This window comes from Agromyces sp. Soil535, from assembly GCF_001428255.1.
Lineage (GTDB): Bacteria > Actinomycetota > Actinomycetes > Actinomycetales > Microbacteriaceae > Agromyces.
Genome location: NZ_LMRW01000014.1, coordinates 1 through 16,633, shown reverse-complemented (window position 1 = coordinate 16,633; position 16,633 = coordinate 1). Strand labels below are relative to the sequence as shown.

The following is a 16,633-nucleotide window of genomic DNA, read 5'->3' as shown; positions in this document are numbered from 1 at the left end:
TCGGGATTGGGTTCGGGTCCTACTTCAGGGCGATGGGGTTCACGGGCGAGCCGACGGCCCCGGTGATCGGCAGCGGCGGCGCGACGAGCAGGAACTCGTAGACGCCGTCGGCGGCGCAGTCGGCGGCGAGCGCCTCGAGATCCCACAACTCCCCGATCGTCAGGCCCATGTTCGGGATGACGACCTGGTGCAGCGGCTGGAACGCGTCGTCGAACTCGTTCGGCCGCACCTCGAAGCCCCACGTGTCGGTCGCGACCGCGGCGATCTCGGTGCGGTGCAGCCATCCGGCCGTCGTGAACGACAGTCCCGCGCTCGGGCCGCCGGCGTAGCCGTTCCAGCCCTCGCGCAGGGCGCGCGCGAAGCGGCCGGTGCGGACGAGCACGAGGTCGCCGCGGCCGACGGCGCTCGTCGCGCCCTGGGCGGCGATGCAGGCCTCGAGCTCGGCGGCCGTGATCGCGTGGCCGTCGGGCAGCTCGCCCGCACCGGTGCCGTCGTCGCCGGATACCTTGGGCCGCAGGAACCGGGCCACGTCGAGGAGCACGCCGCGGCCGACGACAGCGGATGCCGCGTGCTCGATGCCCGTGACGAGGTCGCCGTCGCTCGTGACCACGGATCCCGCCGGACGTCCATTCCACGCCAGGCCGCGATCGAAGATGTGGCCGAGGCCGTCCCACTGCGTCGAGCACTGCAGCGGCATCGCGATGACGTCGTCGGCCCCGCCGATGCCGTGCGGGAACCCTTGGGCGCCGGCGGCGGCATCCGTGCCCGTGTCGAGCATGGTGTGCACGGGGTTGGTGCGACGCCGCCAGCCCTGCTGCGGGCCGTCCATGTCGAAGGGCTGCGACAGCGAGAAGCTCGCGCCGCGGCGCACCAGGGCGGCGGCGCGGGCGCGCTCGGCGGCGCCGATGAAGTTGAGTGTGCCGAGGCGGTCGTCGTCGCCCCACCGGCCCCAGTTGCGGTACGCCTCGGCGGCCTCGGCGATGTGACGCTCGGGGTCGGTGCGGTCGAGCGCGGCGGGGTCCTCGGTCGGGGTGGTCGTGGCGGTACGGGCAGCGGATGCCGCGGCGGCGGGCGAGCTCATCACGCCACCGCCTCGGCGGGAGCGGCGGCGGTCGCGGCATCCGTCGTCGTCTCGGCGACCGCGCGCACGGTCTGCGCGCCCAGCCCCTCGATCGCGCCGACCATCACGTCGCCGTCCCGCAGCATCCTTCCGTGCACGATGCCGTTGCCGGCCGGGCTGCCCGTGAGTAGCAGGTCCCCGGGCAGCAGCGGCATGTTCTGCGACGCCCCCGAAATGAGCGCGGGAATGTCGAAGAGCAGGTCGGAGGTCGTGGCATCCTGCATCGTCTGGCCGTTGAGGCTGAGCTCGAGGTGCAGGTTACCGGGGTCGGCGACGAACGGCGCGGGCACGAGGAACGGACCCGTGGGCAGGAAGCCCGGCGCGTTCTTGCCGCGATACCAGTCGGTGCCGATCTCCTTCATGTCCTCGCGGAACACGAGGTCGCGCGTGGTGATGTCGTTCACGATCGTGTAGCCGGCGACGTGCTCCATGGCGTGCTCGCGGTCGACGCGGAACGCCTCCTTGCCGATTACGACGGCGAGCTCGAGCTCCCAGTCGTGCTGGTCGCTATAACCCGGCAGCACGAGGTCGACGTCGTCGCCGACGACCGCGGCGGGCAGGCCGATGAAGAAGTACGGCGAGCCCTCGCGAGCGCGGCGGTCCATCATGTCCGCCGCCCACTCGCGCAGCTCCTCGATCGGGCGCGGGTCGTTCTTCGCCCGCCCGGCGGCAACGAGATCGATGACGTGCGTGCGGTAGTTCGCGCCGGTCTGCAGCACCTGGCGCGGTGCCACCGGCGCGGTGAGGGTGACGTCGGCGAGCGGATGCCACGTGGCGTCAGCCTGCTCGGCGACCGCGATGAGTCGACCCCACGACGCGGGCGTCTCGGCGAGGAACGCGTTGAGGTCGGGAGCGCCCAGCTCGTCGGGTCCGATCGGTCGCACCCGGTCACCCGCGAGGAGGCAGAGGCGCGGCTCCGTGCCGTCGCCCGCGCGGGTGCGGACGAGGGCGAAGGGCGCGGTCAGGCCGTCGGACGACGATGTCACGGGTGGGTCTCCATTCCGCACGCGTCGGTGCCGTGCGTCAGTCCAGTCAACCGCCGGAGGGGGTATCAGTGAAGGCCAGATCGTTGATGTTCGTCATCACCGCGATCGATGGAGTGCGGTGCACCCCGGTCTGATGCCGCGTATCAGCGACGTCGATCAGTCCAGAACTGTAATGGTCTTACGCTTTGGTCATCGCACCCGAGGAGGAGAGCAATGAACGATCCCCGCCCCCACATCGCGGTCCTCGGCGCCGGTCCGGCCGGGATGGCGTCAGCCCTCGGCCTGCTGAAGGCCGGTCACGACGTCGTCATCTACGAGCGGTATCCGCGGGCCCGCGCTGCGGGCAACATCCTGAACCTCTGGCCGCCGCCCATCAAGGCGCTGCAGGAGATGGGCGTCGACACCGAGGATCTCGGCGCACCGTGCCACGCGACGTTCCGCAACGCGAAGGGGCGGGTGCGCGCCGACGTCCAGATCCCGCAGGACGTCGTCGAGCGGTACGGCGGCGGGTTCATCGGAATGCTGCGACCCGACCTCTACTCGAGGATGCTCGAGGCGATCCCCAAGGGCGTCCTCCAGACCGACCGGCACTTGACCGGCATCCACGATCACGGCGACGGCGTCACGCTCACGTTCGACGACGGCGCCGTCGTGGAGACGCCCGTGCTCATCGGTGCCGACGGCATCGACTCGATGGTGCGCCGCCATCTCTGGGGTGACACCCCGAAGCGGGCCCACAACCTGCACATCATCGGCGGGTACACGTTCGACACCTCGGTCGTCGCCGAACCCAACGAGGTGGTGCTGACGCACAACCGCACGGTGCAGGGCTCCTACACCTCGATCCGCAGTCAAGGCCGCGACGGCTACCAGTGGTGGGTGCTCGAGGCGTGGCCCGACGACCGTCCGGCGCCGACGGACCTGCACGCCCACGCGACCGAGCTCGCGGCCGGATTCCCCGGCCCCCTGTCGGCGCTCCTGGCGGCGACGCCGCGCGAGAACCTGCAGCGCTGGCCCATCCGCGACCTCAGGCCACTGAAGCACTGGTCGAAGGGCCGAATCACCCTCGCAGGGGACGCCGCGCACGCCACCTCGCCCTACGCCGCCTACGGCGCCGGGATGTCGATCTGCGACGGCTACTTCATCGGCCAGGTGCTCGCCGGCGTGGACCTCGGCGACACCGCCGCCGTGACGCAGGCGCTCGTCGACTACGAGACGCCGAGAATCCCGCACACCACCGAACAGGTGCAGTCGGCCTACGTGCTGGGGCAGGTGTTCCACCATGCTCCGGCGCCCCTGCGCCCGCTGCGCGACTTCGTGCTCGACCACACGCCCCTGCTGCAGCGCCAGATGGGCGAACGGAACCCGCGGGACATCGTGGCGCAGCTCGACGAGATGGGCACGGGTATCGTCGCGGCGCGGTGATGGGGGAACATGGACCGGTGTCCGAGATCGTCCGTCCACCCTTGCAGGAGCGCAGCCGAGTCGGTTGGGAGCGCATCCTCGACACCGGTCTCACCCTCCTCGAGGAGGGCGGGTACGAGGCGCTGACCATCAGTGAGGTGTGCCGCCGCGCCGACGTGTCGGCGCCTTCGATCTACGCCCGGGTCGACGGACGCCTCGGCCCGTTCTTCGCCGTCTACGAGCGCGGCATCGCGCGGGTCGTCGCTACTGAGGATCACGCGTTCGGACGCGCCACCGGCTCGGTGGAGCGCACCGTCGAGGCGATCGTCGAGGTCTTCGAGATGCACGCGGCGTTCCTTCGTGCGGTGATCCGGCACTCGTCCTCCGACCCGCAGCTGTTGGATCGAGGTGCGGCCGAATCCCGCCGTGTCCTCGGCCGCATCATCGCGGCGCTCCCCCACGACCGCGAGGACATGGTCGTGCCGGTCGCCTGGATGCTGTACACCGAGTGCGCCTTCCGTGCCATGTACGGCGAGCGATTCCTGTCGAGCACGCCGGAGTCCAGGGAGGCCTTCACCGCCCGGCTCAACTTCGTCGCCCGGCGGATGCTCGACGCGGACGGCTGACCACTCGGGTCGGCATTGCCGGCGCGGGCGTGTCAGCTCCGGTACGCCTCGGGATCGAGGGCCGCCGCGATGGGCATGCCACCGCCATGCCAACCTCGACCACCGTTATCAGTGGCCGATCGAGGATGTTCGGCATCATTGCTGTGGATGCACCGCGCCTCCCGCCATGCCACCAGCCCATGCAAGGTATCCGCTCCACGACGTTCCCCGATCGCGCGTTCGTACCTAACGTCGGGTTCGACGATTCAGAGCAGCAGAGAGGGTCCCGCATGCACGAGGCGCGGTTCCGCGAGTACATCCGCCGGTTCAACCAAGAGGACGACACGGCGTTCGACGACTACCTCGCGCCCGACATGCACATGAAGAACGGGACGCTCGAGTACTCCGGCATCCAGGGCATGAAGGACCACTACAACCTGCGGATCTGGGGCAGGTTCCGGGAAGTGCTCACCGTCCCCCGCTTCGTCACCGACGGCCCGATGATCGCGATCCGCATGAACACGCTCTTCACGGCACTCGCCGACCGCGACGACACGCTCTTCGGTCCCGTCAGGAAGCGCGAGACCTTCGAGTTCAACGGCCTCATCATGTACGAGCTCGACGAGACCGACCGCTTCAAGGACATCCAGGTCGCCTACAACTCGTTCGTGTTCACCGACGTCCGCGGCGAATAGCGCGACCTCGGCATCCCGCACTGAGAGCGGGTCGCCGGTTCGACACGCGCCGCTCCTGCAGGGTCGCCCGGCGCCGGCGCATCAGACGTCGTCGCCGGCGAGCGTCTCGTCGGATGCCGCCTCGTCACCGAACTCGACCATCTCGGATGCCGCCCGCAGCTGCCGCACGAGCCACTGCAGCGCGGGATCCGCCGTCTTCGACGGGTGCCAGTGGGCCGCCTCCACGAGGACGCTCGGCACGATGGGCGTCTCGGCGATGACGAGCCCGAGGCTGCCCGCGTACCGGTTCGCAGTGCGCTCCGGCACCCATCCGACCCAGTCCGTGCCGGTGACGGCGAACGGAACCGGCAGGAATCCCTGCACCGTGACCGCGGTCATCGGCGCGATCCCCGCCGCGCTGAGCATGTCGTCGATATGCGTCGACGCGTGCGGCCCGAACACCGAGCGCACGTGGCGCAGGCGCGCGATGGCCTCGAGGGACAACGCACCGTCGTGAAGCTGTGGGTTGCCGGCATCCACGACGCAGACGAAGCGGTCGGAGAAGAGCGACGCGCGCTTGCCGGGTACGCCGCGTCCGGTGCCTGCGATCGTCACGTCCCGGCGGAGGAGGTCGACCGGCGACACCATCTGATCGACGGGCAGCCCGTCGAACTCGACGCGCGTGTGCGGCGCCTCCTCGGCGAGGAGCGAGAGCAGTGGGCTCGTGATCTCAGAGAGCACATAGTCGGAGGCGGTCACCAGGAAGGTCCGGGTGCTCGTCGCGGGGTCGAACTCGGGCAGCACGTCGAACATGCGCTGCACCTCTCGCATGCACTCGGCGACGACGGGGATGAGCGATTCGGCCCTCGGGGTGAGCACGAAGCCGCGACCGTCCCGCTCGAGCAGGGGGTCGTCGAACAACTCACGCAGTCGCGCGAGCGCGCTGCTCACGGCCGGCTGCGACGCGCCGACCCGCTCGCCGGCGCGGGTGAGGTTGCGCTCCGCGAGGAGCGCGTCGAGCACGACCACGAGATTGAGATCGAGTTTGCGGACGTCGGTCACGGCGTTGTCCCGGATCCTTCTGCGATGGTCGTGCCGCGGCGATGGACACCGCCGCGGCCCATTCTACCGAGGCCGCTCCCGCCCATCAGTCGAGGTACGCGGCCACGGCGTCGGCGTCGCTCTGCAGGGTGGCGACGTCGATGAGGTCGGATGCCTGCGACTCGAGGGTCGCGGTCCACGCGTCGAGGATCTCCTGCGCCCGCCCGCTGTCGTAGAGCGAGGCGGTGAGCTCAGCGGATGCCGTGTCGACGAGTGCCGCGAAGTCGTCGTTCTCGAGGAAGCGCTCCGAGAGGATGTTGCCGCCGACCATGCCGCCGCCGGCGCCACGCGCTGCGCCTCCAGCGCCGCCGGCCGCGGCATCCGTTGCATCCGCGGCATCCGTGGCATCCGTCGTCTCACGCGCGGGCATGTCGCCCGTCGGGCCGCCACCGCCGCCCTGGTCACCGCCCGCGCCGCCATCCGGGCCGCCGTTCCGCGCCCCGAACGCGCGGTTGAGGTCCCACGACACCACCGTCATGAGCCCCGTCTCGGGGTCGTAGTGCAGGTAGGAGTTGTTGCCCGGGCCGTCGATGTCGTCGAAGTTGTCGACGAGGTCCTGGAACGCGAGGTAGGTCGCGAACGACTCGACGTCGAGCACCTGGTCGAGGTCGGCCGCGAACGTGGCGTCGTCGGACTCGTTGATGAACTGCAGGAACTCGATGAGCGGGGTGAGCTCGTCGTCGCCTGCCTCCTGCTCGAAGACATCCACGTACGCCTCGGGGTCGTCGCCGCGGTAGCTGTAGTCGCCCCCGCTCTCCGCCTTGTACAGGAGGCCGCCGTCGTCGCCGAAGGCCGACGCATCCCACTCGTCGCCCGGGTTCTGCACCACGAGCCGCAGGGTCTCGTCGCTGCCGTTCACGCTGAACCGCGACGACACCGCGGCCTGGCTCGCGAGCCCCGAGTCGGCGAGCAGCGTGAGCGCGACGCCCTCGTTGAGCGAGCTCTCGCTGGTGTTGCCGCGGACCACGAACTCCGTCTCGCCGTCGAGCGACTGGCCGTCCACGTACTCGTCCAGGCGGATGATCCACGGCAGGGTCGCCGGGTCGTCGTCCGCCGAGATGCCGCGCAGGCTCGAGTTGCCCTTGAGCTTCAGGCCGACGTTCGTGAACGTCTCACCGTCGATGGTGACGGTCGCCGTCACCCACACCTTCTCACCCGAGTCGAGGTACGTCTCGATCGCCTCGGAGAGTGCCGAATCGTCGACCTCGAGCGCGATGTCGTGCACGGCCGACGAGTCCCAGAATCCGTCGGCCGCCAGTGCGGCGGATGCCGCGGAACTCGAGCTCGACGTGCCTGACGCCGTCGACGTCGAACACGCCGTGAGGCCCGCGCCGAGGACCAGGGCGACACCGACGGCGAGGATGCGGGTGCTGCTCGTGATCGGGGACATGGTGCCACTCCAGCGAACGTCGGCATGCCCGCTCTTGGTCTCGGCCATGCACTTCCGATGGATTGACTGCGAGCCCCCTCCGAACCGGCCGACCGGCCGAACACCCCTACGCGACGGACTCCATCGCCCAGACGGCGCGGATGTTCGTGAACTCGAGCATCCCCTCACGACTCAGCTCGCGCCCGTAGCCGCTGAGCTTGACGCCGCCGAACGGCAGCCGCGGGTCGGAGACGACGACCGAGTTGACGAACAGCGCCCCCGAGCGGATGCCTCGGCCGAGCCGGAGACCGCGTTCCATGTCCGCCGTCCACACGCTCGCAGCCAGCCCGTAGCGGGTGTCGTCGGCCAGCTCGATCGCCTCGTCGGCACTTTCGGCCCGCACGATCGCCATCACCGGTCCGAACGTCTCCTCGCGAAACACGGGCATGTCGGGCGTGACGTCGGCCAGCACCGTGGGTGCGTAGTAGTTGCCCGGCCCGTCGAGGCGATGCCCGCCGGTGACCACACGAGCGCCGAGCGCGACGGATTCCCGCACCTGCCGGTCGATGTCGTCGACGAACGACGGCTTCGCCAAGGGGCCGATCTGCGTGGCCGGGTCGAGCGGATCGCCGATCCGGAGGGCCTCGACGAGGTCGCCCACGCGGCGTTCGAAGTCCTCGATGACCCCCGCCTCGACCGGGAAGCGCTTGGCGCACAGGCAGCTCTGGCCCGTGTTGACGAACCTCGCTCGCACGGCGAGCGGTGCGACCTTCTCGACGTCGGCGTCCGCCAGCACCACGAACGGGTCGGACCCGCCGAGTTCGAGCACGGTCTTCTTCAACGCCCGTCCGGCAGCCGTGGCGACACTCGCACCCGCGGCCTCCGAGCCGGTGAGGGTCACGGCCGCCACCCGCGGGTCCGCGATGATCTCGTCGACCATGCCGTGGTCGGTGAGCACGAGGGTCTGGAAGAGCCCCTCGGGGAAGCCCGCCCGCTGGAAGAGCGACTCGAGCGCGATGGCCGAGCCCGTGACATTCGAGGCGTGCTTGAGGAGTCCGCCGTTGCCGGCGGCGAGGGTCGGCGCCGCAAAACGGATGACCTGCCAGTAGGGGAAGTTCCATGGCATGACGGCGAGGACGACGCCGAGCGGCTCGTATGCCACGAACGACGCGGATGCTTCCGTCTCGACGGGCTGCTGCGCGAGGAACTCCGCCGCGCGGTCGGCGTAGTAGTCGCACGTCACGGCGCACTTCCGCACCTCGGCGAGCGCCTCGGTCACGGGCTTGCCCATCTCGCGGCTGATGAGCTCCGCGTGCGTCTGGGCTTCGTCGCGAAGGAGCGTCGCGAGTCGGCGCAGGGGCTCCACGCGCTGCTCCACCGGCACCTCGCGCCACGTGCGCTGCGCGTCGGCAGCACGCTGCAGCGAGGCATCCAGAGCCGGTGCGTCGAGGCCCGGGTAGCGGCCGAGCTCCTCACCCGTCGCGGGGTCGATCGTGATGATGGCGTTCACGTTGTGGTCCTCTCGAGGCTGCGCACGCGCGCCGGCACGTCTTCGGGGTGCACGATGCGGTTGCTGATGCGACCGAGACCCTCGATCTCCATCGTGACGACGTCACCGGGAACGAGGGGCGGCGGCACGCGCTCGCCGCGACGCGCCCACAGCTCGCCGAGCGATCCCGACGAGCAGGTGCCGGAAGCCAGGATGTCGCCGGCGCCCACGGTCGCCGCACGCGACGCATGGGTGAGCAGTTGCGGGAACGTCCACGACATGTTGGAGCTGTGGTCGCGACCGACCTCGACACCGTTCACCGAGACGCGCATCTCGAGCCCGAGCCGCCCGTCGACCACGTGGTCCTCGAGCTCGTCAGCGGTCGTGATCCACGGGCCGATCGTCGTCGCGAAGTCCTTGCCCTTCGACGGGCCGAGGCCCACCGACATCTCACGGCCCTGCAGGTCGCGTGCGGACCAGTCGTTCATGATGCAGAAGCCGGCGATGCAGCCCGCCGCATCCTCCTCGGCCACGTTGCGGGCCGTCCGGCCCACGATGGCGGCGATCTCGAGCTCGAAGTCGAGGAGGGACGAATCCGGCGGCGCCGGCACGTCGTCTTCAGCCCCGACGACCGACCAGGGGTTCATGAAGAGGAAGACCGGTGCCTCGTACCAGGCATCCGGCACGCCCGCGGCGCCCTCGGCCTGCTTCATGCCCGCGATGTGCCGCTCGAACGCGACGAAGTCCCGCATCGCACGCGGCTCGACGGGCGGGAGCAGCCGCACCGACTCGAGCGGGGCGCGGAAGTAGCGCCCCGCCTGGGCTTCGAGCAGGTTGCGCTCCGCGATCGGCAACGCGAGCACGCCGAGCGCGTCGAGGTTCGTCTGCAGCGACTGCACCATGCCGTTCCGGATGATGCCGAGGTGCGCGAACCCGTGATGTTCGTAGCGGGCGAGCTTCATGGCAGCGGCCTAGAAGTCGAGCGTCTGGTAGAACTCGCGTCGACGCTCCTCGAGGGCGGGGATCGCCTTGCCGGCCGCCCACGTCTGGAAGTGCGCGTACTGCGTGTGCGCGGTCACCGCGTCTTCGTCCCGGTAGATCTCGAAGATGCGGAAGACGCGCGGCTCCTCGGGGTCCTGGTAGGCCTGGTAGTACAGGTTGCCGGGCTCCTCGCGAGAGGCCGGGCTGAGGTTGCGCAGCGCGTCGAGGACGGTCTGCTCCTCTCCGGCCTTGGCGATCCAGGTGGCACTGAGGACGAGGGCCATGGTGGTTCCTTTCGGTCGAGCGTCGGGTGGGCGCTTCTTCGCGTCACCCGTCGCACATACGTGGGCGATCCGCAGGACCGCGAGCCCAACGGTACGCACGCGGGCGGGGTGCCAGAAGGGCGAGAGGCCGATGTCAGGTATCGCGACCGACCGCGGCGAAGGCGAAGGGGCTCGGTCCGACCGAGCCCCTTCCTCCGTGCGTCAGCCGCGCCGCTTGCGGCGCCCGAGGTAGGTCGAGAGGCCGACGGCCACGAGCAGCGCCAGGCCGTTGAAGACGTTCGCAGCCCATCCGCTCGCACCCGACAGGGTCAAGCCGCTCACGGAGATCGACACGAAGATCGCGCCGATGATCGTGCCGACGACGTTGAAGAAGCCTGGCGTGATGGCGGTCGCGCCGAGGAAGACGGCGGCGAGGGCGGGGAAGAGCAGCTCGTTGCCGCCCGAGGCCGTGGCGCTGCCCATGCGGGCGAGCTGCATCACCCCGGCGCCGCCGGCGATGACCGCCGCGACGATGAAGCTCCACCAGACGTTGCGGTCGACGCGCACGCCGACGAGTCGGGCGGATGCCGCGTTCGAGCCGATCGCGTAGAGGGAGCGTCCGTACGGAGTGTGGGTGAAGAAGTACCACGCGACGATCGCGAGGGCCAGCACGATGTAGACGACGACGGGGAGCCCGATGAACCGCGTCGAACCGAACCGCGTGATCGCGGGATCGATGCCCGAGATGATCGTCTGGCCGCCCGTGTACCAGAGGGTGACGCCCGACAGCAGCATGGCCATGCCGAGGGTCGTCACGAACGGGCTCATGTGAAGACGTGTGACCAGGAAGCCGTTCAGTACGCCGACCACGCCGGCGATCAGGATCGGCACGATGATTGCCGCCCAGATGGGCCAGCCCGAATTCGCCATGAAACCGGCGCACAGGACCTGCGCCATCGCCGCGGTCGCCCCGAGTGAGAAGTCGAAGTATCCGGAGATCAGCGGGAACAGCGCGGCGATCGCGATCGTGGCGACGACCGCCTGGCTGCCGAGGATGACGTTGAGGTTGTTGATCGTCGGGAACGCCGCGCTCGAGGGCGGGTAGAACGTGAAGAACAGGAACACGGCCGCCGTCAGGATGAGCAGCGCGTAGTTCTCGAAGATCCGCGCGACCGGCGACGTGCGCTTGACGACGGCGACCGACTCGGTCGCCGGGGCGGGCGGTGTCGACGTGGGCGGGGCTGCGGTGTTGGTCATGACGTCCTCGTCTCCTCGAAGGCGGTGGGTTCGTAGATGGTCCGGCGGGTGCTCGGCTCGCGGAGCACGAGGCTGGTCAGGCTGTCGACATCGACGTCGCTCGCGAGCACCTCCTGTGTGATGCGGCCCCGCGCGAGGACCAGGATCCGGTCGCAGAGGGCGTGGAGCTCGCTCATATCACTCGACGCGACGACCACCGAGCATCCCGCCTGGGCCGAGCGACGGATGGTGGCGTAGATGTCCGCGCGCGACATGACGTCGACGCCCTGGGTGGGTTCGTCCAGCAGGAGCAGGCGCGGCTCGCGTTGCAGCCAGCGCGCGATGACGACCTTCTGCTGGTTTCCCCCCGACATCGAGGAGAACAGCGCCGACGGGTCCGCGACCTTGACGCCGAACCGCTGGATGAGTTCCTCGGCCCGACGGGTCTCGCGGGCCCTCGGCATCCACTTCGTCTTCCAGTACTCCATCATCATCGCGATGGACAGGTTCTCTCGCACCGAGCGATCCATGAACGCCGCCTCGCGTACGCGGTTCTCGGGAACCATGCCGACACCGGCACGCATCGCGTCGTCGACGCTGTGCGGCGCATACGGGGCGCCACCGAGCATCATCGTTCCCGTGCTGGGCACGAACGCGCCGAAGAGGGCATGCAGGAGCGAGCTGCGGCCGCTGCCGACCAGGCCCGCGATGCCCAGGATCTCGCCCTCGTGCGCCGTGAACGTCACGTTCCGGATCGGGCCGGACACGAGCCCGCTCACCTCGAGAGTGGGACGACCGGTCGTGTGGCTCGCGCTCCCGGTCGGACGCAGGGCGACGGTGAGTCCGCCGGCCATGATCGCGATGAGCTCATCCTCCGTGGGGCTCGCGTCCACGAGGGTCCCGACCACGCGGCCGTCGCGGAACACGGTGAAGTCGTGGGCGACGGACAGCACCTCCTGCAGCCGGTGACTGACGATGATGACCGTCTGGCCGCGGTCCGCGAGGCGCCGGACCTTCTCGAGCAGGAGGCCGGACTCGTGCGCCGCGAGGGAGGCGGTCGGCTCGTCGAGCACGAGGATGAGGCGCTCCGACTCGGAGCCCTGCAGGGCCCGGGCGATCGCCACCATCGTGCGGTCGGACGGCCGCAGGTCCTGCACGGGCCGGCGCGGATCGACGTCGAGCTCGTACTCGCTGAGCACCTTCGCGACCTGTCGGTGCAGCGCCCGCCAGCGCACGCCCCCGACCGCGTTCCGCGGATAGCCCGCATCGAGGGCGAAGTTCTCCTCGATCGAGAGGTCCTCGAACAACCCGAGGTCCTGGTGCACGAAGCGCAGGCCGGCTGCGGCGGCGGTCGTCGAGGTGTAGCCCGAGAGCGAGTGGTCCTCGCCGAAGATCGAGAGCTCACCGGCATCCGCCTCGTAGACGCCCGCGAGGATCTTGATCGCGGTGCTCTTGCCCGAGCCGTTGCCGCCGAGCAGGGCGTGCACGGTGCCGGGTCGCACGGCAAGGGATGCGGCGCGCAACGCCCTCGTACCGCCGAAGTGCTTGTCGACGCCGCGGAGGTCGAGCGCGAGCGCAGCCGTGCCGGCGGATGCCGCGGCTGCGGGGTGCTCCTGGTTCGCCATCGAGACTCCTTCGTCTGCGCCCTGTCGGGGTGCGTGCGGCAGAGATCCGCACAGACCGATGCAACCACGTCAGGGATGACTCGGGAAGGCGCCGTCGCTGATGCCTGCTATCAGCGACGGCGCGCCATCGTCGCCTGCCTGCACCGGGCACGAGCGAGCCCCCGAGTTCCGGGGAACGGGGAACTCGGGGGCTCGCTCTCCTGTCGTGCTGCTAGACGCCCCACGCCTTCTCGAAGAGGGGCTGGAAGTCGACCGAGCCTGTGTACTGCCCCGAGTCGACCATGTTGTCGTCGGCGTCGATCGCCTGCATCGACTCCCCGATGTAGGCGGCGTCCTCACCGGCGAGCACGCGCAGCGCCGTGTCGATCGAGCCCCACGCGCCCCACTGCACGGCGAACCCGATCGTCGCGTCCATGCCCGAGCCGCCCTGGCGGATGAGGTCGAGCGCCGGCTCGTCACCGCCGCGGCCGATGACGAGCAGCTGCTCGTCGAGACCCGCCTGGACGATGGAGGCGGCCAGTCCGTTGGTCAGCCAGCCGTCGATGGGCACGACGAGGACGTTCGCGTCGGGCTGGCTCAGCAGGGCCGTCGTCACCTTCTGCACGTAGCTGCCGTCCGCCGACTCGGGGTCGCTCACGTCGACGGTGTCGAGGACCTCGCCGCCGCCGAGCGCCTCGAGCTCCTTCGTGAAGCCGTCGGTGATCCACTGGCCCCATACCTGGCCGGTGAAGTTCAGCACGACCGCCTTGACGTCGCCGTTGGTCTTGCCGTACGCGTAGTCGGCCTGCAGCTTGCCGAACGCCTCCCACTGCTCCTGCGGGGTGTAGTCGGCCAGCCAGAGCCGCTCGGACGCCCACAGCTTCGGGTCGCAGTCGTCGACACCGCCGCCGCCGATCACGGTGATGCCGGCGTCGACCGCCTCCTGGAAGGCGGCCTGGGCGACACCGCAGCCGATGCCGATCGGGATGATGATGTCGGCGCCGCCGGCGATGCCCTGGCGGATCGCGGTCGCGAAGCCCTCGGGGTTGAGCTTGCCGTCGGCGATGGTTCCGGTCCACCCGACGGTCTCGGCCGCCTCCTTGACCGCGGCCGCCGGGACGGCGCAGCTCGGGACCTGCTCGCCGCAGGAGACGACGTAGACGCTGAGCGCCTGATCGGTCGAGACCGGGGCGAGGTCGTCGAGCGTCGAGCCGATGCCCTCGTAGGCACTGTCGAGTGCGGCCTGCGCGTCCGCACTCACGCTCTCTTCGGTGCCGGAGCCGTCCGTCGAGGCGGATCCCCCGTCGGAACACGCGCTCATCGTGAGCGCGAGGGCGGCGATGGCCGCGGCCATCGCGAGCTTCTTTGTTGTGGTCACGTGAGACTCCTGCTGTGTGTCTGGAGGCGGGTGCGTCGGTGCATGTCCATGTCGCCTCGCGTCGGGTCTGGCATCTTCGCCAGCGCCCTCATCACACCAGCGATGCGGTCGACGGGGAAGTGTCCTCCGCTGATGCTTGGCATTGCCGCTGCGGATAGGCGGATGGAGAGGGGTGGCGGTGCAGTTCATTGCTGATTCATAGACCTCGGTCGATGCCACCTATCGGCGCATCGGGGTTCTCGCAGCGCACCACATCCTGCTTTGCTGCGGGGGCCATGGGGACGCGGTCGTCCCGATGAACCGTCGAAGGAGATGTTCATGAGGTCATTCGTACGAACGGCGGGCGCGCGGCGCCTGTCCCTGACAACGGGAGCAGCCGTCATCGCGCTCTCGGCAACCGCCACCCTGGGAGGAGGCGCTGCCGCCGTGGCGGCGACGGTGGACGCCGTCGCGCCAACCGCCGCGACCGGGCTCGGGAACAGCAGCGGCACGCACACACTGACGGTGGAGTCCGGCCAGACGGCGGTCGTCACCGAGACCACCACGCTCACGTCGCTCACGATCGAGGAGGGCGCCGCACTGGTCGCCCCCGAGGGCTTCGCGCTGAGCCTGACCGTGAACGGCATCGAGACGGGCCAGCAGGTGGCGTCGACGGGCGCGACGGAGTCGACGGTGCATCCGGGCGTGTACCGCGGCGACATCGTCCTCACCGTCGCGGCGGAGAACCCCATCGTCTTCAACGGGCTGACCTACGACTTCCGGCAGGCGCTCTATGTGGACGCGAACGGTGTCGACAGCTCCAAGTCGGTGCTCTCGTCCGTCAGCGGGGTCGCCGGGGACACGGCGGCCACGGGGCTCGGGATCACGTCGACCGGCGAACTCTTCAACGGGATCTACGTCGTCGACGCCGACTACACGCTCGTCAACCCGCGGATCAGCCTGACGGGCAACGGCCGCAGCGACTTCGCCGGCCAGGGAGCCGGAATCATCGGATCGGGAGCGGAGACGCTCCTCGTCATCGACGGGGCGAAGATCGACAACACCGGCGTCGTGCGTCCCGCGATCGTGGCGAAGGACGGCGCGAACGTGGTCGTCAAGAACTCCACGATCACGACGGCGGACGGCACGCTCCCCGGCGGCTACCAGTCGTCGGTGAACCTGTCCTACATGCAGGACGCCCCGTGGATGCTGGGCATCGCAGGAAACAACCGGGCGACCAACCTCCTCGGGGAGAACACGCAGGCCACCTACATCTCCTCCTCGATCACGAGTGAGAACTGGGGCGCGCTGTCGGTCGACACGGGCTCCGACACGAAGCTGAGCGCGATCAACAGCACCGTCGCGAACAGCGGCGAAGACGGATACGGCTCCTACGTCATCGGCAACGCCACCGAGCGCTTCCTCGGCACCACGTTCGACGTGGCCACGTACGCCAGCATCGTGACGGGCGGCTCCGTCGTCTACGGGGACAGCACGAAGGACGCCGTCGCAGCGCTGAACTCCGAACTGGAGCTCGGCCTCTCGGCGACGGAGCTGGCGCAGCTGCCGGTGGAGTCGACGACGATCACGTCCGACCGCTTCGGCGTCATGTGGCACAACCGCGGAACGGTGGACATCTCGGGCGGCACCACGATCGCGACGGACGAGACCCTCTTCCTCGACAAGGGCCAGCAGATCGGCGTCACGGTCGACGGCTCGGAGGGCGCCACGCTAGACGCCGGCAACGGCGTGCTGCTGCAGGTGATGGACAACGACGACCCGGGTCCCGTTCCCCCGCTGCTGCTCAACACGGGCGTCTACACCGAGCCCACGAACCCCGTGACCAAGAACACGAGCTTCGATGTCACCACGCAGCACGGCACCGACGCGGTCACGACCTTCACGGACATCGCGCTGACGGGTGACTTCTTCAACGGCATGCGCGGCGACATCGGCGGCTTCGGCCCGGCACAGCCCCGCAACCTCGTCGTGAACCTCGACGGCTCCGCGCTGACCGGCGTGGTCACGGCGTCCACGACGAAGCACCGGATCGACACGATCACCTCGGCGGAGTACCGCGAACTCGGCGTCGTGACCAACACTGCCTCCGAAGTCGTCAACAACGGCGTCATCGTGTCGCTCACCGGCGACTCCACCTGGACGGTCACGGGCACCTCGTACCTGAGCAGCCTCACCGTCGAGGCGGGGTCCACCTTGGCGGGCTCGAACGGCGAAGCCCCCGTCCTCACGGTCGACGGCGTCGTGACCCCGCTCGTGGCGGGCACGACGTACACCGGCAACGTGGTCATCACGCTCGGCTGAGCATCGAACAGAAGGGGGCGTCGTCCTGAACTGCTCCCCGGGAGTTGGACTGAGAAATTCAGTTCCGATTCCCGGGGAGCAGTTGTATGCATCCACGAAGTTTGTTGTCTGAGGGGCAGCGC

Annotated in this window: 14 protein-coding genes; 4 read left to right on the top strand and 10 right to left on the bottom strand. The window is 69.6% G+C overall.

The features are described 5' to 3' along the window. Positions 1-19: 19 nt before the first annotated feature. Positions 20-1,081, bottom strand: a complete 1,062-nt coding sequence (locus ASG80_RS12450) for a cyclase family protein (protein ID WP_082590267.1) — start codon at positions 1,079-1,081, stop codon at positions 20-22. Then, positions 1,081-2,106: a fumarylacetoacetate hydrolase family protein gene (locus ASG80_RS12445; protein ID WP_056731154.1), complete on the bottom strand. Its 1,026-nt coding sequence runs from the start codon at positions 2,104-2,106 to the stop codon at positions 1,081-1,083. The genes ASG80_RS12450 and ASG80_RS12445 overlap by 1 nt, the downstream gene beginning before the upstream one ends. 213 nt (positions 2,107-2,319) lie before the next feature. Between ASG80_RS12445 and ASG80_RS12440 the strand changes: the two genes are divergently transcribed. The 3 genes from ASG80_RS12440 to ASG80_RS12430 all read left to right on the top strand — a co-directional run bounded on the left by ASG80_RS12440 (position 2,320) and on the right by ASG80_RS12430 (position 4,810). Next, positions 2,320-3,531, top strand: a complete 1,212-nt coding sequence (locus tag ASG80_RS12440) for an NAD(P)/FAD-dependent oxidoreductase (RefSeq protein WP_056731151.1) — start codon at positions 2,320-2,322, stop codon at positions 3,529-3,531. A 17-nt stretch (positions 3,532-3,548) separates the two neighbouring features. Further along, positions 3,549-4,136 (top strand): TetR/AcrR family transcriptional regulator, encoded by a 588-nt coding sequence (locus tag ASG80_RS12435; protein ID WP_162256628.1) that lies wholly within the window; start codon positions 3,549-3,551, stop codon positions 4,134-4,136. Positions 4,137-4,405: 269 nt separating this feature from the next. Beyond that, on the top strand, positions 4,406-4,810 hold the full coding sequence (locus ASG80_RS12430) for a nuclear transport factor 2 family protein (protein WP_056731147.1): 405 nt from the start codon (positions 4,406-4,408) through the stop codon (positions 4,808-4,810). Positions 4,811-4,891: 81 nt separating this feature from the next. Here ASG80_RS12430 and ASG80_RS12425 read toward each other — a convergent pair whose 3' ends face one another. The 8 genes from ASG80_RS12425 to ASG80_RS12390 form a co-directional block, all read right to left on the bottom strand. After that, a complete protein-coding gene (locus ASG80_RS12425) occupies positions 4,892-5,851 on the bottom strand; it encodes a LysR family transcriptional regulator (protein ID WP_056731145.1) in 960 nt (319 codons plus the stop codon). An 85-nt stretch (positions 5,852-5,936) separates the two neighbouring features. Continuing rightward, complete coding sequence (locus ASG80_RS12420) at positions 5,937-7,280, bottom strand: CotH kinase family protein (RefSeq protein ID WP_056731210.1); 1,344 nt, start codon at positions 7,278-7,280, stop codon at positions 5,937-5,939. 106 nt (positions 7,281-7,386) lie between these two features. After that, a complete protein-coding gene (locus tag ASG80_RS12415; protein WP_056731144.1) occupies positions 7,387-8,769 on the bottom strand; it encodes an NAD-dependent succinate-semialdehyde dehydrogenase in 1,383 nt (460 codons plus the stop codon). After that, on the bottom strand, positions 8,766-9,710 hold the full coding sequence (locus tag ASG80_RS12410) for a fumarylacetoacetate hydrolase family protein (protein ID WP_056731141.1): 945 nt from the start codon (positions 9,708-9,710) through the stop codon (positions 8,766-8,768). The genes ASG80_RS12415 and ASG80_RS12410 overlap by 4 nt, the downstream gene beginning before the upstream one ends. Before the next feature lie 9 nt (positions 9,711-9,719). Then, positions 9,720-10,013 carry a putative quinol monooxygenase gene (locus tag ASG80_RS12405; protein ID WP_056731139.1) on the bottom strand — a complete coding sequence of 98 codons (294 nt, stop codon included), beginning with the start codon at positions 10,011-10,013 and terminating at the stop codon, positions 9,720-9,722. A gap of 201 nt (positions 10,014-10,214) precedes the next feature. Further along, positions 10,215-11,249 (bottom strand): ABC transporter permease, encoded by a 1,035-nt coding sequence (locus ASG80_RS12400; RefSeq protein WP_056731137.1) that lies wholly within the window; start codon positions 11,247-11,249, stop codon positions 10,215-10,217. Beyond that, a complete protein-coding gene (locus tag ASG80_RS12395; protein WP_056731135.1) occupies positions 11,246-12,853 on the bottom strand; it encodes a sugar ABC transporter ATP-binding protein in 1,608 nt (535 codons plus the stop codon). The genes ASG80_RS12400 and ASG80_RS12395 overlap by 4 nt, the downstream gene beginning before the upstream one ends. A gap of 211 nt (positions 12,854-13,064) precedes the next feature. Further along, complete coding sequence (locus tag ASG80_RS12390; RefSeq protein WP_162256627.1) at positions 13,065-14,210, bottom strand: substrate-binding domain-containing protein; 1,146 nt, start codon at positions 14,208-14,210, stop codon at positions 13,065-13,067. A 318-nt stretch (positions 14,211-14,528) separates the two neighbouring features. Between ASG80_RS12390 and ASG80_RS12385 the strand changes: the two genes are divergently transcribed. Then, positions 14,529-16,511 carry a hypothetical protein gene (locus ASG80_RS12385; RefSeq protein WP_200952557.1) on the top strand — a complete coding sequence of 661 codons (1,983 nt, stop codon included), beginning with the start codon at positions 14,529-14,531 and terminating at the stop codon, positions 16,509-16,511. The last annotated feature ends 122 nt before the right edge of the window (positions 16,512-16,633 follow it).

Bases quoted from the DNA above. Each gene is read 5' to 3' on its own strand.
- ASG80_RS12450 (WP_082590267.1), bottom strand. From the start codon at position 1,081: ATGAGCTCGCCCGCCGCCGCGGCATCCGCTGCCCGTACCGCCACGACC.
- ASG80_RS12440 (WP_056731151.1), top strand. From the start codon at position 2,320: ATGAACGATCCCCGCCCCCACATCGCGGTCCTCGGCGCCGGTCCGGCC.
- ASG80_RS12430 (WP_056731147.1), top strand. From the start codon at position 4,406: ATGCACGAGGCGCGGTTCCGCGAGTACATCCGCCGGTTCAACCAAGAG.
- ASG80_RS12420 (WP_056731210.1), bottom strand. From the start codon at position 7,280: ATGTCCCCGATCACGAGCAGCACCCGCATCCTCGCCGTCGGTGTCGCC.
- ASG80_RS12410 (WP_056731141.1), bottom strand. From the start codon at position 9,710: ATGAAGCTCGCCCGCTACGAACATCACGGGTTCGCGCACCTCGGCATC.
- ASG80_RS12405 (WP_056731139.1), bottom strand. From the start codon at position 10,013: ATGGCCCTCGTCCTCAGTGCCACCTGGATCGCCAAGGCCGGAGAGGAG.
- ASG80_RS12400 (WP_056731137.1), bottom strand. From the start codon at position 11,249: ATGACCAACACCGCAGCCCCGCCCACGTCGACACCGCCCGCCCCGGCG.
- ASG80_RS12395 (WP_056731135.1), bottom strand. From the start codon at position 12,853: ATGGCGAACCAGGAGCACCCCGCAGCCGCGGCATCCGCCGGCACGGCT.
- ASG80_RS12385 (WP_200952557.1), top strand. From the start codon at position 14,529: ATGAGGTCATTCGTACGAACGGCGGGCGCGCGGCGCCTGTCCCTGACA.